This is a genomic window from Flavobacterium sp. JLP (assembly GCF_015350755.1).
GTDB lineage: Bacteria > Bacteroidota > Bacteroidia > Flavobacteriales > Flavobacteriaceae > Flavobacterium.
This window is the reverse complement of the sequence record NZ_JADKPS010000002.1, coordinates 377,720-396,084: the sequence shown is the minus strand read 5'-3', so window position 1 is coordinate 396,084 and position 18,365 is coordinate 377,720. Positions and strand designations below refer to the sequence as shown.

General features: G+C 32.2%; 13 protein-coding genes. 8 read left to right on the top strand and 5 right to left on the bottom strand.

The window, feature by feature from the left end; translation table 11 throughout:
• The first annotated feature begins 59 nt into the window (after positions 1 to 59).
• Entirely contained in the window at positions 60 to 5,303 is a 5,244-nt protein-coding gene (locus tag IRZ83_RS07160) for a T9SS type A sorting domain-containing protein (protein WP_194567793.1), read from the top strand.
• A 2-nt stretch (positions 5,304 to 5,305) separates the two neighbouring features.
• Entirely contained in the window at positions 5,306 to 6,001 is a 696-nt protein-coding gene (locus tag IRZ83_RS07155; protein WP_194567785.1) for a hypothetical protein, read from the top strand.
• A 289-nt stretch (positions 6,002 to 6,290) separates the two neighbouring features.
• On the opposite strand, the gene IRZ83_RS07150 is transcribed toward IRZ83_RS07155, so the two are convergent.
• The 4 genes from IRZ83_RS07150 to IRZ83_RS07135 form a co-directional block, all read right to left on the bottom strand.
• Entirely contained in the window at positions 6,291 to 7,931 is a 1,641-nt protein-coding gene (locus IRZ83_RS07150) for a hypothetical protein (protein WP_194567783.1), read from the bottom strand.
• A 6-nt stretch (positions 7,932 to 7,937) separates the two neighbouring features.
• On the bottom strand, positions 7,938 to 9,080 hold the full coding sequence (locus IRZ83_RS07145; protein WP_051662714.1) for a hypothetical protein: 1,143 nt from the start codon (positions 9,078 to 9,080) through the stop codon (positions 7,938 to 7,940).
• A 285-nt stretch (positions 9,081 to 9,365) separates the two neighbouring features.
• Positions 9,366 to 10,223 (bottom strand): MBL fold metallo-hydrolase, encoded by an 858-nt coding sequence (locus IRZ83_RS07140; RefSeq protein ID WP_194567781.1) that lies wholly within the window; start codon positions 10,221 to 10,223, stop codon positions 9,366 to 9,368.
• An 84-nt stretch (positions 10,224 to 10,307) separates the two neighbouring features.
• Positions 10,308 to 11,228 carry a hypothetical protein gene (locus tag IRZ83_RS07135; RefSeq protein ID WP_194567779.1) on the bottom strand — a complete coding sequence of 307 codons (921 nt, stop codon included), beginning with the start codon at positions 11,226 to 11,228 and terminating at the stop codon, positions 10,308 to 10,310.
• Between the two features lie 358 nt (positions 11,229 to 11,586).
• Between IRZ83_RS07135 and IRZ83_RS07130 the strand changes: the two genes are divergently transcribed.
• From IRZ83_RS07130 to sufD, 6 genes are all read left to right on the top strand, one after another.
• A complete protein-coding gene (locus tag IRZ83_RS07130; protein WP_029271517.1) occupies positions 11,587 to 11,916 on the top strand; it encodes a HesB/IscA family protein in 330 nt (109 codons plus the stop codon).
• 94 nt (positions 11,917 to 12,010) lie between these two features.
• The gene (gene sufB, locus IRZ83_RS07125; RefSeq protein WP_029271516.1) at positions 12,011 to 13,459 is read left to right on the top strand and encodes a Fe-S cluster assembly protein SufB; all 1,449 of its coding nucleotides are present in this window, start codon (positions 12,011 to 12,013) and stop codon (positions 13,457 to 13,459) included.
• Positions 13,460 to 13,466: 7 nt separating this feature from the next.
• Entirely contained in the window at positions 13,467 to 13,955 is a 489-nt protein-coding gene (locus IRZ83_RS07120; RefSeq protein ID WP_029271513.1) for a flavodoxin family protein, read from the top strand.
• 13 nt (positions 13,956 to 13,968) lie between these two features.
• Positions 13,969 to 14,715: a Fe-S cluster assembly ATPase SufC gene (gene sufC, locus IRZ83_RS07115; protein WP_029271512.1), complete on the top strand. Its 747-nt coding sequence runs from the start codon at positions 13,969 to 13,971 to the stop codon at positions 14,713 to 14,715.
• Between the two features lie 84 nt (positions 14,716 to 14,799).
• The gene (locus IRZ83_RS07110) at positions 14,800 to 15,189 is read left to right on the top strand and encodes a four helix bundle protein (RefSeq protein WP_194567777.1); all 390 of its coding nucleotides are present in this window, start codon (positions 14,800 to 14,802) and stop codon (positions 15,187 to 15,189) included.
• Between the two features lie 47 nt (positions 15,190 to 15,236).
• Positions 15,237 to 16,553 (top strand): Fe-S cluster assembly protein SufD, encoded by a 1,317-nt coding sequence (gene sufD / locus IRZ83_RS07105; protein WP_029271510.1) that lies wholly within the window; start codon positions 15,237 to 15,239, stop codon positions 16,551 to 16,553.
• 288 nt (positions 16,554 to 16,841) lie between these two features.
• Here sufD and IRZ83_RS07100 read toward each other — a convergent pair whose 3' ends face one another.
• Positions 16,842 to 18,191, bottom strand: coding sequence for a serine hydrolase domain-containing protein (locus IRZ83_RS07100; RefSeq protein WP_194567775.1), 1,350 nt, complete (start codon positions 18,189 to 18,191; stop codon positions 16,842 to 16,844).
• Positions 18,192 to 18,365 lie beyond the last annotated feature (174 nt).

Genomic DNA, 18,365 nt, shown 5'->3' with positions numbered 1-18,365 from the left:
CCGTAAGGAAACTTGGTTTAATATGAGTACACTTGCGCGACCAATCATAAAATCATTCTATGAAAACAAAACTACTCTTATTGCTTTTACTGGCAAATTTTTCAATTTATGCACAAGTTAACTTGGTTCCGAATGGAGGACTGGAAAGTTGGACAGGCAATGTACTTCAAAATTGGAACGTTACAAACTCTGTTGCTTCCAGCACTGATAGAGTGTTAGGAAATTATAGTGCAAAACTATCGTTTACAACAGTATCTCCAAAAATTCTTGCTCAAGTTCCTATGAAAGCCGGCGTAACTTATAGTGTTAAATTCAGGTATAAATATGTGAGTGCAAATTATAGCGGAGATCATCCTATTGCTTTAAACATATCAAAAGCCGGAAGTGCAAGTACTTTATCAAGCAGTACTTTTGCGACTAATAATTTATGGACTGAAAAAGCAACTACTTTTACTGCAGATCAAGACCTTTCGTACGATTTGTCTATCTCTACTTTTAGTTTTGACAGCAAAACTTTTGATGTTTTGATTGATGATGTTCAAGTTTATGTTCAAGGTACAGAACAATATACCCTTATTCCTGATGTAGAATTTGAAAAAACATTAATATCGATGAGAATTGACTCTGGTGTACCTGATGGAAAAGTACCCACTTCGAATATCAATGCTTTAAAATCCCTTGATATTGCATCGATAGGAAATAATATTACCAATTTGACAGGTATTCAGGATTTTGCAGCTTTAACTACTTTAAATTGTAATTTTAGTCAAATATCAACTTTAGATGTTTCTAAAAACACCTTGTTAACGAGTTTATCTCTTCGCTTTAATAAATTAACCTCGATTGATTTGTCAAAAAACACTTTGCTGACAAATGTCGATTTATATTCTAATAGCCTGACTACTTTAGACGTATCAAGCAATACAGCGCTAACTTCTTTAGTATGCGGTTCGAATAAGCTCACTGTGTTAGATGTTTCATCTAATCTAAATTTAATTGGCTTAGATTGCTCTGGCAATAAACTTAAAACCTTAAATGTTTCTAAAAATACTTTATTACAAACATTGATTTGTCCTTTGATTGAGGCAACAAGTTTAGATTTGAGCAACAACCTAGCTTTAACTGATTTAGATTGTAGCGGTAACGCTTTAAAAACTTTAGATGTAAGTAAAAATACTGCTTTAATTAAATTAGCTTTTGGATCGAATAACTTAACAACTATAGACTTAAGCAAAAACACTAATTTAACCTTCTTGGACGCAAGTTCTAATTTATTAGAAACCTTCGATGTGACTTTAAACACAAATCTTGAATATTTAGTTGGTGGTAATAATGGAGGCAATAATAAGTACACCACTTTAGATGTTTCTAAAAACACTAAATTAATTGAATTAAATCTTAGCAGACTTCCTTTAAAAACACTTGACGTAACAAAAAATATTGCTCTTAAGCAATTAGACTGCAACGTTAATAACCTGACGACATTAGATGTTTCGGCAAATACAGCACTAGAAACATTATTGCTTGATGGCAATAAACTGACAAGTTTAGATGTAAGTAAAAATAAACTGTTAAAAGACTTATCATGCAGTTCTAATCAATTAACCTCATTAGACGTCAGCAAAAATAATTCTTTAGTTTTGTTAAGTGCAGGCTATAATAAATTAATCAGCCTTAATGTAAAAAATGGAAACAATTCTAATTTATTAAAAAATCATGGAATTTATTTTAGATATTTTTACGGAAACGCAGGTTTAGACTATACTTTTAATTTTAAAGGAAATATTGGTTTATCATGTATTCAAGTTGATAATGTTGATTATTCTAGAACAAATTGGGAAACAATAAAAGATGCTGAAGCATATTATTCTTCGTTAGATTGTAATCTTTCTACAAATATTGCTGATCCGAAATTTGAAGATAAATTAATTGCTCTTGGAATTGATACCGATGGAAAAAATGGAGGTGTTTTAAATTCAAGCATTAACACAATAACTTCATTAGATGTCTCAGGAACTTCTATTTCTGATTTAACAGGAATTCAAGGCTTTACTGCCTTAACGAATTTAAATGCATCTGCTAATTCATTACAGAAATTAGATCTTTCTAAAAATGCTGTTTTAAACACATTAAATACTTCAAGTAATGCGGCTTTGACTTGCATTAAAGTTTCAGATTTGGCAGTCACTTCAAATTGGAATGTTACTAAAGATGCCGGCGCAAGCTTTAGTTTAGACTGTAATGTTTATACGCTTATTCCTGATTCAAAATTTGAAGACAAACTTATTGCTCTTCAAATTGACAGAGATGGTAAAAATGGAAAAGTTAAAACCGAAAGTATTGCAAATATTCTCTACTTAGACTTATCACTCAGTAATATTTCTGATTTAACTGGAATTCAAGATTTTACCTCTTTGTTACAACTTACAGTTAACAATAATAATTTAACTTCGATAGATATTTCAAAAAATTTAGGCTTGAATTATTTAAATGCTAGATCAAATCAACTGACAAGCGTCGATGTTTCTAAAAATGTTGCTTTATTCTCTTTAACTTTAGGTTCAAATTTTATTTCAAATATTGATATAACAAAGAATATAAATTTAACTTCATTACAAGTCGACAATAACAAACTTTCATCTTTAGATTTAAGTTCAAATACAAAATTGGCTGTTATTTCTGCATATAATAATAGTTTAGTTACTATTGATGTTTCAAAAAACACAGAGTTAGCTCAATTATCTTGTGGAGATAATCAAATTAGAACATTAGATTTATCAAAAAACACAAAACTGTATTCTTTGTATGCCTCTAACAGCAAGCTGGTAAACGTGAATGTTAAAAACGGAACGAATGTTACTCTAAAATTAGATGCTTATTTTACAGGAAATCCTGATTTAACATGTATTCAAGTTGATGATGTTTCTTATTCAAATACAAATTGGGCGACTAAAAAAGATGCCACAGCAACTTTTTCAGCAGTTGCTTGTCCTGTAGTTGTGCCTTACACTTTAATTCCTGACTCGAATTTTGAAGATAAGTTAATTGCTCTTGGAATTGATAAAGACGGAAAAAATGGAAAAGTTGCAACAATGAGTATTACTTCTCTAACAAGTTTAAATGTATCGAACAGCAATATTGCAGACTTAGCAGGAATTGAAGACTTTACTTTGCTTACTTCGTTAGAATGTAATAACAACCTATTAACAACGATTAACATTTCGAAAAACCTTTCGCTGACGAAATTAAACATTAGCAATAATAAAATAAGTGTATTAAATGTTGCATCTCACACGTTACTAAGTAATTTAAACTGCAGTAATAATGAGATCTTAGTTTTAGATGTTTCTAAAAATACTAAACTTACTAATCTTAGTGCAAGCTTTAATAAATTGAAAGATTTAGATGTTTCTAAAAATACTATTTTGAAAGAATTTGATTGTGCGGGCAATGACTTGTACAATTTGAATTTGAAAAACGGAAACAACGCAAATATGCAAAATGTAATTTTTGGAAATTTCACAAAAAATCCAAACTTGCTTTGTATTGAAGTTGATGATGCCGCTTTCTCTACCGATAAATGGATTGCAAAAGATGCAATTGCAACATACTCGACAGCAGCTTGCGAAAAAAATTATCAGTATACTTTAATTCCTGATGCTAATTTTGAAAGAAGATTAATTAGCAGCGGACTAGATTCTGGTGTAGTTGATGGAAAAGTTTTAACCTCAAATATTGTAAACGTAAAATCTTTATCTGCTTTTGGTACTCCTGATAAAATCACAGATTTAACTGGTATTGAAGATTTTGCTTCACTAGAAAATTTAAGTTCTTACCATGAGGCGATTACAAAAATTGATCTTTCAAAAAACGTAAAACTTAAAACACTAGATATTGCAGACAATAAAATTGCTGTTTTGGATTTATCTAAAAATACAGCTCTAGAAAGCGTTAATTGTGGTACAAATAGTTTGACAGAATTGAATGTTTCTAACAATTTAGCCTTAAAGACTTTAATTGCTTCAAGCAATAAACTAACAAGTATTGATCTTTCTAAAAACAAAGTATTGACTAGGCTGGATATTAGCTCAAATCAAATATCAAATTTAGATGTTGCTGCAAATACAGCCTTAACTTATTTAGATTCATACAATAATAAGATAGCTGTGTTAGATATTTCAAAAAACTTGGCTTTGACTAGTTTAAGTACAGGTTTGAATGCATTATTGACAAGTGTAGACGTTTCTAAACAAACGGCTTTAACTTATTTAAATGTTAAAAGCAGTCAGTTAACTTCGATAGATGTATCTAACAATAAAGCTTTAACAGGCTTAGATGTTTCTAGCAACAAAATCACAGCGATAGATCTGTCAAACAACACGGCATTGACATCCTTGAAAGTAAATTCTAATCAATTGACGAGTTTAAATTTAAAGAATGGCAAAAATAATTTACTAACAAATGTAAATGTATCCTTTTCAGGAAATTCAAAATTATACTGCATACTTGTTGATGATGTAACTTATGCAAATACAAACTGGACGAATGCTAAAGATGCTATTGCAACTTTCAACACAGAATGTTCTGGAGAATTAGTTTTACCAGCAAACAATTTTACTGTTGAAACTAAAGGAGAGTCTTGTCTTGGTGAAAACAATGGTGAAATCAGTATCGTAGGAAAAACTGCATTGGCTTATACAGCAACTATAAACGATAAAGCATATACTTTTACTAATAATAGCCTAAAAGTTACCGCTCTAGCTCCGGGAATTTACAACATTATGATTAGTGTTCCAGGCGTGATTTTCGAACAAAACTTTACAGTTACAATTGTAAAAGGCGGCACTATCGCTGGAAAATCTACTGTAACTTCTAAAAAAGTTGATGTTGAGATTACTGAAGGAACTGCTCCTTTTACAGTTTATATTGATGGAGCTGAGCAATTTCAAACTTCTGAATCAGCTTTTACTTTGGATCTTAATCAAAATGTATTATTAGAAGTTGCGACATCAAAAGCATGCGAAGGTGTTTATGCTAAAAAAATTGACAACATTTCAAGTTTAAGTGGTGTCTTGACTGCATATCCAAATCCCACTTCTGGAAGTTTTGAAGTCGAAATTCCAACCGGAAAAACTGAGGTTGCTATAGAATTGTACAATTTCGCTGGTCAATTAGTTTCTAAAGGAACTTATACAATCGAAAGCGGAAAAGTAACATTAAATCTTGAAGGTCAGCCATCAGGAATTTATGCTGCAAAAATCTATTTAGAGACTCCAGAATATATCAAAATTATAAAAAAATAAAAATGAAGAATTTTATATACCTATCAATTATCGGTTTGTTATTTGCATCTTGTGGTAGTGGCGGAGATGATCCTGTAACTCCACCAGTTGTAAACAAAGCGCCATCTGTTCCCGTTTTAACAGCTCCTGCTGACAATAAATTGTGTTTGGACAATGTTGTTTCTTTTCAATGGAATGAATCTACGGATACTGAAAAAGATGCTATTGTTTATCAGATTCAAGTTGCAAAAGACAATGCATTTTCACAAATCATCACAACTTTAGATAATACATCAAATCCGACTAATATTTCATTAGAGAAAAATACATCTTACTATTGGAGAGTAAAAGCTACTGATGCTAAAGGCTTAGCAAGTGCATATACTGCAACGTACAAATTTTATACAGCGGGAACAGCAGTGGTAAATCATTTACCATTTTTACCAACATTAGGATTGCCAGCTATAAACAGTGTTTTGACTGCTTCGACTGCCACTTTAAGCTGGACAGCTTCTGATGTAGATACTGGAGATGTTTTGGTGTATGATGTTTATTTTGGAACTGCTAATCCGCCAACAGTTAAAATTGGTGAGAATATATCCGCAATTAATGTTACCACTGCAGTTGAACCTACGAAACAATATTTCTGGAAAGTTGTTGTAAAAGACAATAAAGGCGGAGAAACCATTGGCCAGGTTTGGAAGTTTAAAACAAATTAAAATTTGATTTTAAAATCTACATAATACTAAAATCCCATTTTCATTGCGTTGAAAATGGGATTTTTTTTGCATCTGGTTTGACACTATTATTATTAGCCAATGCGTAAAGATCAATAATAAACAACTTTTATTTTCCAATTGAAACTAATTTCTTTAAGAATGTATTACAGTCGAATCTTTAATTTTATTTAATAATACTTGCTTAAAACACAATTTCACATTCTTATATCTACAAAAAAAGGACCGTCTAAACGACAGCCCTTTTATTAAATTATACTTGAAATCAAGATTATGAATTACCACAAAATTTACTGTAATCATCATACATTTTGATATACGTTTCTTTGTTTTCAAAGTCATAAGCACCCTTATCGATACTTTCCATCATTTGAGGACAATCAGAGAAATATTCTTTTAATGCTTTTCTTCTTCCAAGGAAAATTGGCGGAGAAAAGAACTCATCCTCGATTGATTTTTTCAAAGTATACGCGTCTTGTGGGAAGAACTCATGATATAAAGAAACTTTTCCGCCTTTTTTAACTTCTTCAAACATTGAATATCTTTTTGAGCTTGTTGCCGGCTTGTCTCCAAATGAAATTGCAGGAACTCCTCTTCCAGTTTTACCTACAATGTAGATTCTGCCTTCTTCATCTTTAATATTAACTACTTTTTTCAAGTTTGTTCTTTCCGGTTTTTTCTGTCCGTCAATATAGATGTAAACACTGCTTTTTTCAGAACCAATTCCGTCCATCATCGATCTTAAGCCCGATACAGTTTCTTGTGTTCTTAAATCTACCAACTCAGGATAATCACTGATAACCCTAACTTTACCTTTCCAAACTTTAGAATCTGTATCTAAAACTTCACCTGGAAATTCTGCATATCTAAACGCTGTTGCTGCTTTTTTGTATGAAGGTAAAACTGGTTCTTGAGGAATTGCCTCAATAGTAAATGCTTTTTCAGTAAGTTTTTTGTATTTTTCAATATCCTCAACTACACTTGTCATATATGGAAAATCTTTTCTAATACCCAAAAAGCTTTTTTCATTCTCTTTTATTCCCGGTAAATACTTCGAAGCTTCCTCTGGATTTCCTAAAAGAATATAAGTTGCCGCTAAATTATAGTTGGCACTGAATCTGATTTGTTTGGCTAAATCTTCATCATCTTTATCTTGAAAATTCACAAGCTCTTTCCAGAATTTTTGAGCTTCTCCAAATAAATCTGCCCAGTTTTCTCTGTCTACATCAACTAAAGTTGGCATAACCTGAAGCGACTGATTGTACTCTTCAATGTTAAATGTTGATTTTGATTTTTTCTTTTTTTCAAGATCAGAATATCTCATGTTTGTAATCTTTGGCCCGTACAAGTAAAAACCTTCAAATTCTTCAATCATGCTGTAGAAATTGTCAGTCAATATTTTATACGTTAAATTATCATAAGTCTCTGACGGATTTATCACATACATACAAACCTTAGGAGTAGTATATCTTTTGTAAATCACTTTTCCTGTTTTGTCTGTTATTTCAAGATTAGACTCTAAACCAATGTAATATGCTGGAGCCTTTTGATATGTATTTTGCACATAATCCTCATCATTTACAAGTTCAAAACGAGTTAAATTGTATTTTACTTTAAAATCGCCTTCCTTTTGTTTTTTCAAACCAGAAATTGCAAAAGCTTCATAATATTTTTCTGCAGAATAAGGAATTTTTCTATTATTCATACTGTTTTCTAATCCAGGTGCAAGATCCAGAATCATCTCGTATGATTTATATTTTCCGTATTCTAAGTTTGTTGGGGGTACAGGACCGCGTAAATTAAGCGAGTTAGATACTACTGCTTTACCAAACCAACCTGTAGATTGAGCACTGACAGTCTGATTCATTCCTGCTAGTACAACAAGTAAAATAATCTTTGTAATTTTTTTCATGAATTTCTATTTTAAAGCTGGGTTATGTGTCGTATTCAATTTTGATGCCTTAAAGCTTGCAATTAAATTATTTGCTCTTTCTATCAATGCTTTTCCATCACTTTTATCATAATCATTTGCGATTAATTTCTCAGATTCGGCAATAGTTTTTTCCGGCTGATCTAACATAAGGTAAATAACAGCTAAATTATAATAAGCTGAATATCTCATTTTACGCGAAGGTTTATTATCCTCAGTATATTTTGTTTTCAATGACTCAAAGTACTCGATAAGAGGTTGCATATTTGTTTTTAATTCATCTATTGGCTCGTCAGCTTTCATGGTAGCAAATAAAGCTTTAACTGCCTGAATTGCTTCAATCTGAGTTTTTCCTTCATCACTTTTGGCATCCAAAATCCATAGAATTTCGTTATCGCTTTTAGGTTTAAAACCATAAACTCTATCAATATTATTACCGAAAGCAGACAACGAATTATTAGCAAAATCTCTTAATGTTTGATCTTTGATAGCAGTTCTGTTCATGTTAAACTCCTTCAAAGGCAATGACGGATCTAAAGATTCTTTTGAAGTGTATTTTAGTTCACCATTGAAGCTAACATTAAAACCTTCGTTTGATGCAGTAGAATCTTTTTTCACAACTGCATTTTTCAAAAATCTGTTGCTTGCAGCTGCAGCTTGTTTTGCTTTTTCGGCTTCGATTTGTTTATCTGAAACTGGCACCGCAGTAACGGGCCCTTTTACTTTAGCATAACCTCTAGTCGCATAGGTTGCAACTACATAATAATATACTTTTCGAGGTGTTGTAACTTTGCCGTCTTTATCTCTTTTCTCATCTTCAATTCTTGTCTGGGTTGAAACACCTCTTTCAACAAAATCTTCTAAATTAAGTTCGATATCAACAGTACCATTCGATTCAACTTTTTTCCAGCCTGTTATATAAACTTTTTCATTTGCAGTTTCTGGATTTACATAACTGTATAAAGCTGAGCCTAATTTTACTCTTGATGAGAATGTTCTTTTTTCGAACGGAACGTATTCTTTTGGAAGAATTTGATAATTTACACCAAAATAAAAACGATCAAGGTCTACTTTCTGAGCTTTGGAGCTAAAAACAGACATTAATAAGGTAAAAATAATGATTTTTTTCATAGGTTAATTATTAATAATTTTGAGTTGCAAACCTATCTAAAAAAATTTTAAAAAACAACATTAAAAGCCTGTAAATGAAAGAAGTTTTGAATTTATATTAACAAATATAAAGCCTCTCTAATCAGTTGGTTATAAAAAAATATGTGTTAAAAAAAAGGAATAAAATTAACGAATAAAATCTCACTGAAAAGAAACCAAAAGTAATTCAAATTCGTGTTAAAATCAGGAAAAACCTCTCACTTTTTATATTAAAATGAGAGGTTTTTTTTGTTTTTTTAACAAGTATTAAAAAATAGCTTCGCAAGAAAATACTTCTTTTAATCGAACGCCTTTCTCGGTATGTTCGACAGTGATGATTTGGTTATGAGCATCATGCTCTAAAAATAAATAATAATTTTGATCAGCAGCACTGTTTAACAATTTTGCTTTTTCAGGCATTGTCAAAAGTGGTCGAGTATCATACCCCATAACATACGGCAACGGAATATGGCCGGCAGTAGCAAGCAAATCGGCACAAAAAACGATTGTTTTATCCTTATATTGAATATGTGGAATCATTTGTTTTTCGGTATGACCGTCGGCATAAAAAATTCCGAAACCTAATTCTTTTGAAAATCCGAAATCGCTATCAGGTTTTTCAACAAAATGCAATTGTCCACTTTCCTGCATTGGCAAAATATTCTCCGATAAAAAAGAAGCTTTTTCTCTCGGATTGGGTTTCGTAGCCCATTCCCAGTGCTTTTCGTTGCTCCAATATTTAGCATTTTTAAAAGCGGGCTCGTATCCGGTTTTATCGGAATTCCATTTTACGCTTCCGCCACAATGGTCAAAATGCAGATGCGTCATAAAAACATCGGTAATATCATCCCGGTGAAAACCATATTTTGCGAGAGATTTATCAATAGAATGCGATCCCCAAAGCGAGTAGTAGCCAAAAAATTTCTCTGATTGCTTATCGCCCATTCCAGTGTCAATCAAAATCAAACGATTTTCATCTTCAATAAGCAAACATCGCGCTGCAATGTCTATTAAATTGTTGCTGTCGGCAGGATTTGTTTTGTTCCAGATTGTTTTTGGTACAACTCCAAACATAGCGCCGCCATCTAACTTAAAATTTCCAGATTCTATAGGGTAAAGTTTCATGTAGCTATATTTCTAATAAGAAAACAAAACTAGGAAATCCAATTTCCTTACGCTACAATTTTCAAGTTAAAAATTCGGATTCCGTTATTCTAATGTTATCGAAGTGCTTCCCATTATTTCTTGTTTGTCGAAGAAATTGACAAAATAAGTTCCTTTTTTAAACTGGCTTTCATCAGCATTTAAAACGCCATATACATTTGCAGTTTTGCCCTGAAAATCAAGAGCTACTAAAAAACTATAAACTAAAGCCTTATCATTATCAAATTCAATCAGTTTATTTTCTCCCAAAACTGTGTTTTTCTGATCTAGAACCTGTACATAATATACTCTCTTACCGGTTTTTGCTACAGCATTTCCATTAACAGAGAAACTTATTTTTAGTTTTTTTGTGTTTTTTGCCTTTTCTGTTTCTAATTCTTTCCCGGAACTTTTTTCGCGAAGCGCTATTGCTTTAAAATTACTAAGAGATAATTTTGAAGCATCTTTTAGCGTCGATTCTAATCTTTGCTGTTTAGAAATTAACGTGTCATTTTCAGCTTTTTGCTTGTACATGACCACATTTTGAGTTTCAATTTCCGTTAGCAGATTTTTATTTTGAGACTTTAATTTTTTAATTTCTACAACTTTTTCATCCAATGAAGTTTTTAAATCTGAAAGCTGCTTTCGATAAATTTTAATTTGTTGAATGGAGGGATTTTTAGATGCTTTTATGATTTCCATCAAATTTTCGATATTCCTTTTTTGGAGTTCTAATTCTTGTGAAAGTGCTGTTTTTTCAAAAATAGCCACGTCATAAGCCAGCTTTAAGTTATTTAAGGAATCTAATATATTCTCCTGAGCAACTGACTCATAATTTGATCCCATAATTTCCAGTCTGTCATCATCAGACTGTTCTATCATTTGTTTTGGTTCATTGCTAAAAATCAAGTATGTAGCACCTATTCCAAAAACAAAAACTACCGCAAACAGCGCTTTGATCCAGCTATCTTTGTAATGTTTTTTCATAATTACTCATAATTTTCTGCAAAAATAACCTTATTTCATCATCTGTAACAGGTAAAAATACGGTATTTTAACCCTTTTAAGCCATTATTATTAATTTATCAACAACGGAAAAGCAATTTTGTAAGTTTTTATTTTATTTTTCTTCAAAAAATTGAAAACAATCTAATTTCTTGGAAGCAAAATAACTTCTATCTATTTTAACATTTGTTATAATAATGTGAACCGTTATGGAAAAAGGTTTTTAAGTCGTATCTTTGCAGACAATTTCATTTGAACATTGTAACAGCATTAAAAATTGTAATCCTTTAATTACTATTTATATGCGAATTAAAATGAATGAAAACAAATACCATAAACAATGATAAAAGTTTCTGATACAGCCAAAAAGAAAATCATCGATTTGATGCATGATGATGGTTTTGATGCCGCTAGCGACTACGTACGTGTGGGCGTGAAAAGTGGCGGATGCTCTGGTTTGTCTTATGATTTAAAATTTGATAAAACCAAGGGTGACGACGATAAAATATTTGTAGACAACGACATAACAATTGCAGTTGAAAAAAAATCATTCCTATATTTAGCCGGAACAATTCTTGAATTCTCAGGCGGATTAAACGGAAAAGGATTTGTATTCAATAATCCAAATGCTAGCAGAACTTGTGGTTGCGGAGAATCATTCTCTCTTTAAAATAATTAAATGATTGCAAAATTTAAAGATTTAAAAATTACAGAAGTGATTGTATTTAAATCCTTCAATTTTTAAATCTTTCAATAAAAAAAAAATGAGCAAATACACAGAAGACGATTTAAAAATCGAACTCGAAACTAAAGAATACGAATACGGATTTTACACCGATATTGAATCGGAGACGTTTCCTATTGGTCTAAACGAAGAAATTGTAAGAGCTATTTCTCTTAAAAAAGGAGAACCAGAATGGATGACCGATTGGCGTATAGAAGCTTTTCGTGCATGGAAAGAAATGATCGAGCCAGAATGGGCAAATGTTCATTATCAAAAGCCAGATTTTCAGGCAATTTCATACTATTCAGCTCCAAAACAAGTTGATCCGAACAAAACTTTAGACGATGTAGATCCTGAACTTTTAGAGATGTACAAAAAGCTTGGAATTTCTGTAGATGAACAAAAAATGATGAACAATGTCGCTATGGATATTGTTGTCGATTCTGTTTCTGTTGCTACAACTTTCAAGAAAACGTTGGGAGAAAAAGGAATTATTTTCTGTCCGATTTCTGAAGCAATCAAAGAACATCCAGAATTAGTTCGTAAATATTTAGGAACTGTTGTACCTCAAAAAGACAACTTTTATGCAGCATTAAACTCAGCTGTTTTCTCTGACGGAAGTTTCTGTTATATTCCAAAAGGCGTTCGTTGCCCAATGGAACTTTCAACGTATTTCAGAATCAATCAGGCAGGAACGGGACAATTCGAAAGAACTCTTGTTATTGCTGATGCAGGAAGTTATGTGTCTTACTTAGAAGGATGTACAGCTCCGAGCCGTGACGAAAACCAATTACACGCTGCTGTAGTTGAATTAATCGCTTTGGATGATGCGGAAATTAAATATTCTACCGTTCAAAACTGGTTTCCTGGAAACAAAGAAGGAAAAGGTGGAGTTTATAACTTCGTAACCAAAAGAGGTTTATGCGAAACAAACGCTAAAATTTCATGGACACAAGTAGAAACTGGTTCTGCAGTTACGTGGAAATATCCTTCTTGTATACTTAAAGGAGATAATTCGGTAGGAGAATTTTATTCAATTGCCGTTACAAATAATTACCAACAAGCAGATACGGGAACGAAAATGATCCATTTAGGAAAAAATACTAAATCGACTATTATTTCTAAAGGTATTTCGGCTGGTAAATCACAAAACAGTTACCGTGGATTAGTGCAAATTAGCCCTAGAGCTGAGAACGCAAGAAACTTTTCGCAATGTGATTCTCTCTTAATGGGAAATAATTGTGGAGCGCATACTTTCCCTTATATCGAAAGTAAAAATCCATCGGCTAAAATAGAACACGAAGCAACTACAAGTAAAATTGGAGAAGATCAGGTTTTTTATTGCAACCAAAGAGGTATTCCGACTGAAAAAGCGATTGCCTTAATTGTAAACGGTTTCAGTAAAGATGTATTGAACAAATTACCAATGGAATTTGCTGTTGAAGCTCAAAAATTATTAGAGATTTCTTTGGAAGGATCTGTTGGATAATTGCAGGATGGAAAATAGAAAAGTAATCATTTTAGGTTCTTCAAGAAAAAACGGAAACACAACAAAAATTGTTGATGAGATTTCTAAAGAACACGGAATAGAAGTAATTAATTTAAGCGATTTTAATATTTCTTATTATGATTACGAAAGCAAAAACAGAGAAGATGATTTTTTCCCTTTGATAAAAGGAATTATTGAAAATTACGACACTTTAATTTTTGCAACGCCTGTATATTGGTATAACATGAGTGGAATATTGAAGGTCTTTTTTGATCGTTTTTCAGATTTAATCCGAATTGAAAAAGAGACTGGAAGAAAACTTAGAGGAAAGAAAATTGGCGTGATATCAAATTCGCACGATAATGAAATCGAAGAAAGTTTTTATATCCCGTTCAAAAAAACAGCCGATTATTTAGGCATGGAATATTTAGGTCACGCGCATTTTAATGCTAACATCCTAAACCAACAAACAAAAATAGAATTGACATTTATATAAAATAAAAAAAACAATGTTATCAATAAAAAACCTTCACGCCTCAATTGGTGATAAAGAAATCCTGAAAGGAATTAATATAGAAGTTAAAGCTGGCGAAGTACACGCTATCATGGGACCAAACGGTTCTGGAAAAAGTACACTTTCGGCTGTAATTGCCGGAAACGAAAACTACGAAGTTACTGATGGAGAAGTTATCCTTGACGGAGAAGATCTTGCTGATTTAGCTCCTGAAGAAAGAGCTCACAAAGGAGTTTTCCTTTCTTTTCAATATCCTGTAGAAATTCCTGGAGTTAGTGTAACTAACTTTATGAAAACTGCTATCAACGAAACTCGCAAAGCAAACGGTCAAGAAGAAATGCCGGCAAACGAAATGTTGAAAGTAATTCGTGAGAAATCTGAATTATTAGAGATCGACCGTAAATTTTTATCTCGTTCTTTAAACGAAGGTTTTTCTGGAGGAGAGAAAAAAAGAAACGAAATTTTTCAAATGGCAATGTTAGAGCCAAAATTAGCCATCCTTGACGAAACCGATTCTGGTCTTGATATCGATGCTTTAAGAATTGTAGCTAACGGAGTTAACAAATTAAAAAGCGACAAAAACGCAATTATCGTTATCACGCACTACCAACGTTTGTTAGATTATATTGTTCCAGATTTCGTTCACGTTCTTTACAACGGAAGAATTGTAAAATCTGGCGGAAAAGAATTGGCTTACGAATTGGAAGAAAAAGGATACGACTGGATTAAAGCGGAGAACTAGATTTTTGTTTCAGGTTTCATGTTTTTTTAGTTTCAAGTTACAAACTATATTTGTAAGTTTTAACTTAAAATAACAAAAGCAGAAATGGCAACAATTAATAGATTTGAGGATTTAGAAATTTGGAAAGAGGCTCGACGATTAGCAAAAGAAATACATTTTATTTCTGTTGAAACAGAGCTAAGATCTGACCTCAGATTTAAAAATCAAATCAAAAGTTCTTCTGGCTCAGTAATGGATAATATTGCTGAAGGATTTGAAAGAGATGGAAATTTAGAATTTCGACAATTTTTATCAATTGCAAAAGGTTCGGCCGGAGAAACAAGATCTCAATTATATCGGGTTTTTGATTTTGAGTATATTTCAGAAGAAAAATTCGAAGCTTTAAAAAAGGATTATGAAAATTTAAGCGGTAAAATAAAAAACTTTATCACTTACCTAAATAAAAAAGATTTCAAGGGGAATAAGTTTCAATAGGCAACCTGAAACTTGAAACCTGAAACACCGAAGGAAACAAAAGAACAATGGATTTAAAAGAAAAATTAGTATCGTCTTTTATGGCTTTTGAAGAGCGTGTCGATGTACATTCAGATTTACATGACATACGCACAAATGCTTTAAAAAACTTCGAAAATAAAGGTTTCCCAACCAAAAAAGAAGAAGCTTGGAAATATACATCGCTAAACGCCATCTTAAAAAATGACTTTACGGTTTTTCCAAAAGAAGAAAATGCAATCGAATTTAATCAGGTAAAAAAATATTTTTTACACGAAATTGATACTTATAAATTAGTATTTATTGATGGGGTTTTTAGTTCGCATTTGTCTTCTACAACTCACGACGGAATCGATGTTTGTTTGATGTCATCGGCATTGACCAAACCAAAATATAAAATGGTTATTGATACCTACTTCAATCAAATTGCAAGCAAAGACGAAAGTTTAACTTCGTTAAATACTGCTTTTGCATCTGAAGGAGCATTTATCAATATTCCGAAAAAGAAAGTTGCAGACAAACCTATCGAGATCATGTATTTCTCAACAGGAAACGAAGCTGCATTAATGGTTCAGCCAAGAAATTTGATTATTGTTGGAGAGAATTCACATGTTCAAATTATAGAGCGTCACCAAAGTTTAAATGAAAACCCTGTTTTAACCAATTCGGTTACAGAGATTTTTGCTCAAAAACGTGCAATTGTAGATCACTACAAAATTCAAAACGACAATCTTGAAGCGAATTTAATTGACAATACTTATGTTTCGCAACAACAAGAAAGTCATGTTTACGTACATACATTCTCGTTTGGAGGAAATCTAACTCGTAACAATTTGAACTTTTATCATTTTGGAGAAAGATTGACAAGCACCTTAAACGGAATCACTATTATTGGCGAAAAACAACACGTTGATCATTATACTTTGGTAAACCACGCGACACCAAATTGCGAAAGTTTCCAAGATTATAAAGGAATTTTCTCTGATCGTTCAACAGGCGTTTTCAACGGAAAAGTTTTGGTAGAAAAAGAAGCTCAAAAAACAAATGCTTTCCAAAAAAGTAACAACATTTTATTGAGCGACAAAGCTACTATCAACGCAAAACCACAATTAGAGATTTTTGCAGATGATGTAAAATGTTCTCACGGTTGTACAGTTGGACAATTAGATGAAACAGCAATGTTCTACATGCAGTCTCGTGGAATCCCGAAAAAAGAAGCTAAAGCTTTATTGATGTACGCATTCTCAAATGCAGTAATCGAAAGCATCAAAATACCAGAATTAAAACAAAGAATTACTAAAATCATTGCCATGAAATTGGGAGTGAATTTAGGGTTTGATTTGTAGTTTTAGTTTTACCGCAAAGACACAAAGTTTACGCAAAGTTCGCAAAGGTTTATTACAAAACTTTGCGAACTTTGCGCTTTTTACCTTTTGCTTTACGGTAAAACTTTAGTTATTTTTTACTCTTAAAATAAACAATATAAATCCTAAAAAGATTAATCCTAATCCCAAATAAAAACAAATAGTACTTATTGGATGTCCAAGCTTTGTAGTAAAACCAAAGCCTCCAATAAACCAACCAATTATCACAATGAAAACTGGAAACAAAACATTACTTCTTTTCATTTTACATTATTTCTTCACACTATCAATTACCTCCTTCAAAAACCCATTAAAGTCAAAACTTTTATCACCTTCTCTTACTCCCATTCTCACAATTACCATATCCAGAGACGGAATAATCGCCACCATTTGTCCTTGATATCCGCTGCAATAAAACATATCACGAGGAACATCTGGGAATTTCCCTCCTGCGTTTAACCAAAATTGGGCACCGTATTTACCCTCAGAAGTATTGGTTGGTGTTGCGGTGTATTTTACCCAGCTTTCGTCAAGGATTTGCTCTCCATTCCAGTTTCCTTTATGTAGATATAACAATCCAAATTTTGACCAATCGCGCGGGGTTGCCCATCCGTAAGAAGAGCCCACAAAAGTTCCTGACATATCCTGCTCGACAATCATCGAGTTCATTCCGATTTTGTCGATTACAGCGCTGTACCAAAAATCTAGATATTCTTGCTGTGTTTTAAATTGTCTTCTTAAAATCAGGGATAATAAATTGGTTGTTCCAGAAGAATAATTCCAATGTGTATTGGGTTTAAATTGTGCCGGTTTATCCATTTGTACTTTTCCCATATCTTCAGCTTCAAAAAGCATTTTTGTCGCATCGCAGATTGTACTGTAATTCTCTTCCCATTCTAAACCAGAATTCATGTGAAGCAAATCGTTAAGCGTAATATTTTTGCGTTCGTCATTTTTCCACTCGGCAACTGGAGCAGGTTTATAAATGTCGATTTTACCTTGTTTGGCTAAAACTCCAAAAGCAGAACTTGTAATGCTTTTCGTCATCGACCAGCCTAAAATTTTACTGTCTTTATTAAATCCTGTATCGTATTTCTCAGCTATTAATTTGTCTTTATATAAAACTACAACGGCACGGGTTCTTTTTGTTCCTCCGCTAGATTTATCAAAGGCATTATCGACAGCTTTTTTTAATTTAGAGTAATCTACATCCGCAAACACAGTATCTTTTGGTTCATTATTCCCATAAGGAAAAGGAAGATTATTAACCAATTTGGTTCTCTTTGGAAGTAAATAAGGTTTTGAAACATCAAAATCATCATTAATTAAAACTGCTCCTAAACCTTCTCTGTAAATCGCTTTTCTTCCTTTTAACCCGTAAACATTTGAAGTTGCAAATTTTCCCGCATCATCAATTGCATTCGTTGCCAAATCAATCATATCGATATCATTGTCGGTTTTTTCAATTAATTCTTTCGAACGATTATCTATAAAATGTCCTGATGCAATGCTTTTTGCAGAGAAACCCGAAATTAAATCGAGTTTTGGATACGTTGTAAATCCGAAATATAAAAAGGCAAGAATTAAAGCAAGTGCAACTACTTTGAGAAATTTTTTCATAATGTTTACAGGTATTTTTATTGCAATATAATTAATTTATGATCACGTTTTTAGAACTCAATTTAGATTTCTAATTCGGATAATTTATAAAATAGAAATAAATTTTACGGAATTGCTATTTAGGCCTCTCACTAATGGCGCTATAAAAGGAAATTATAGTTTTCATGGGTAAAC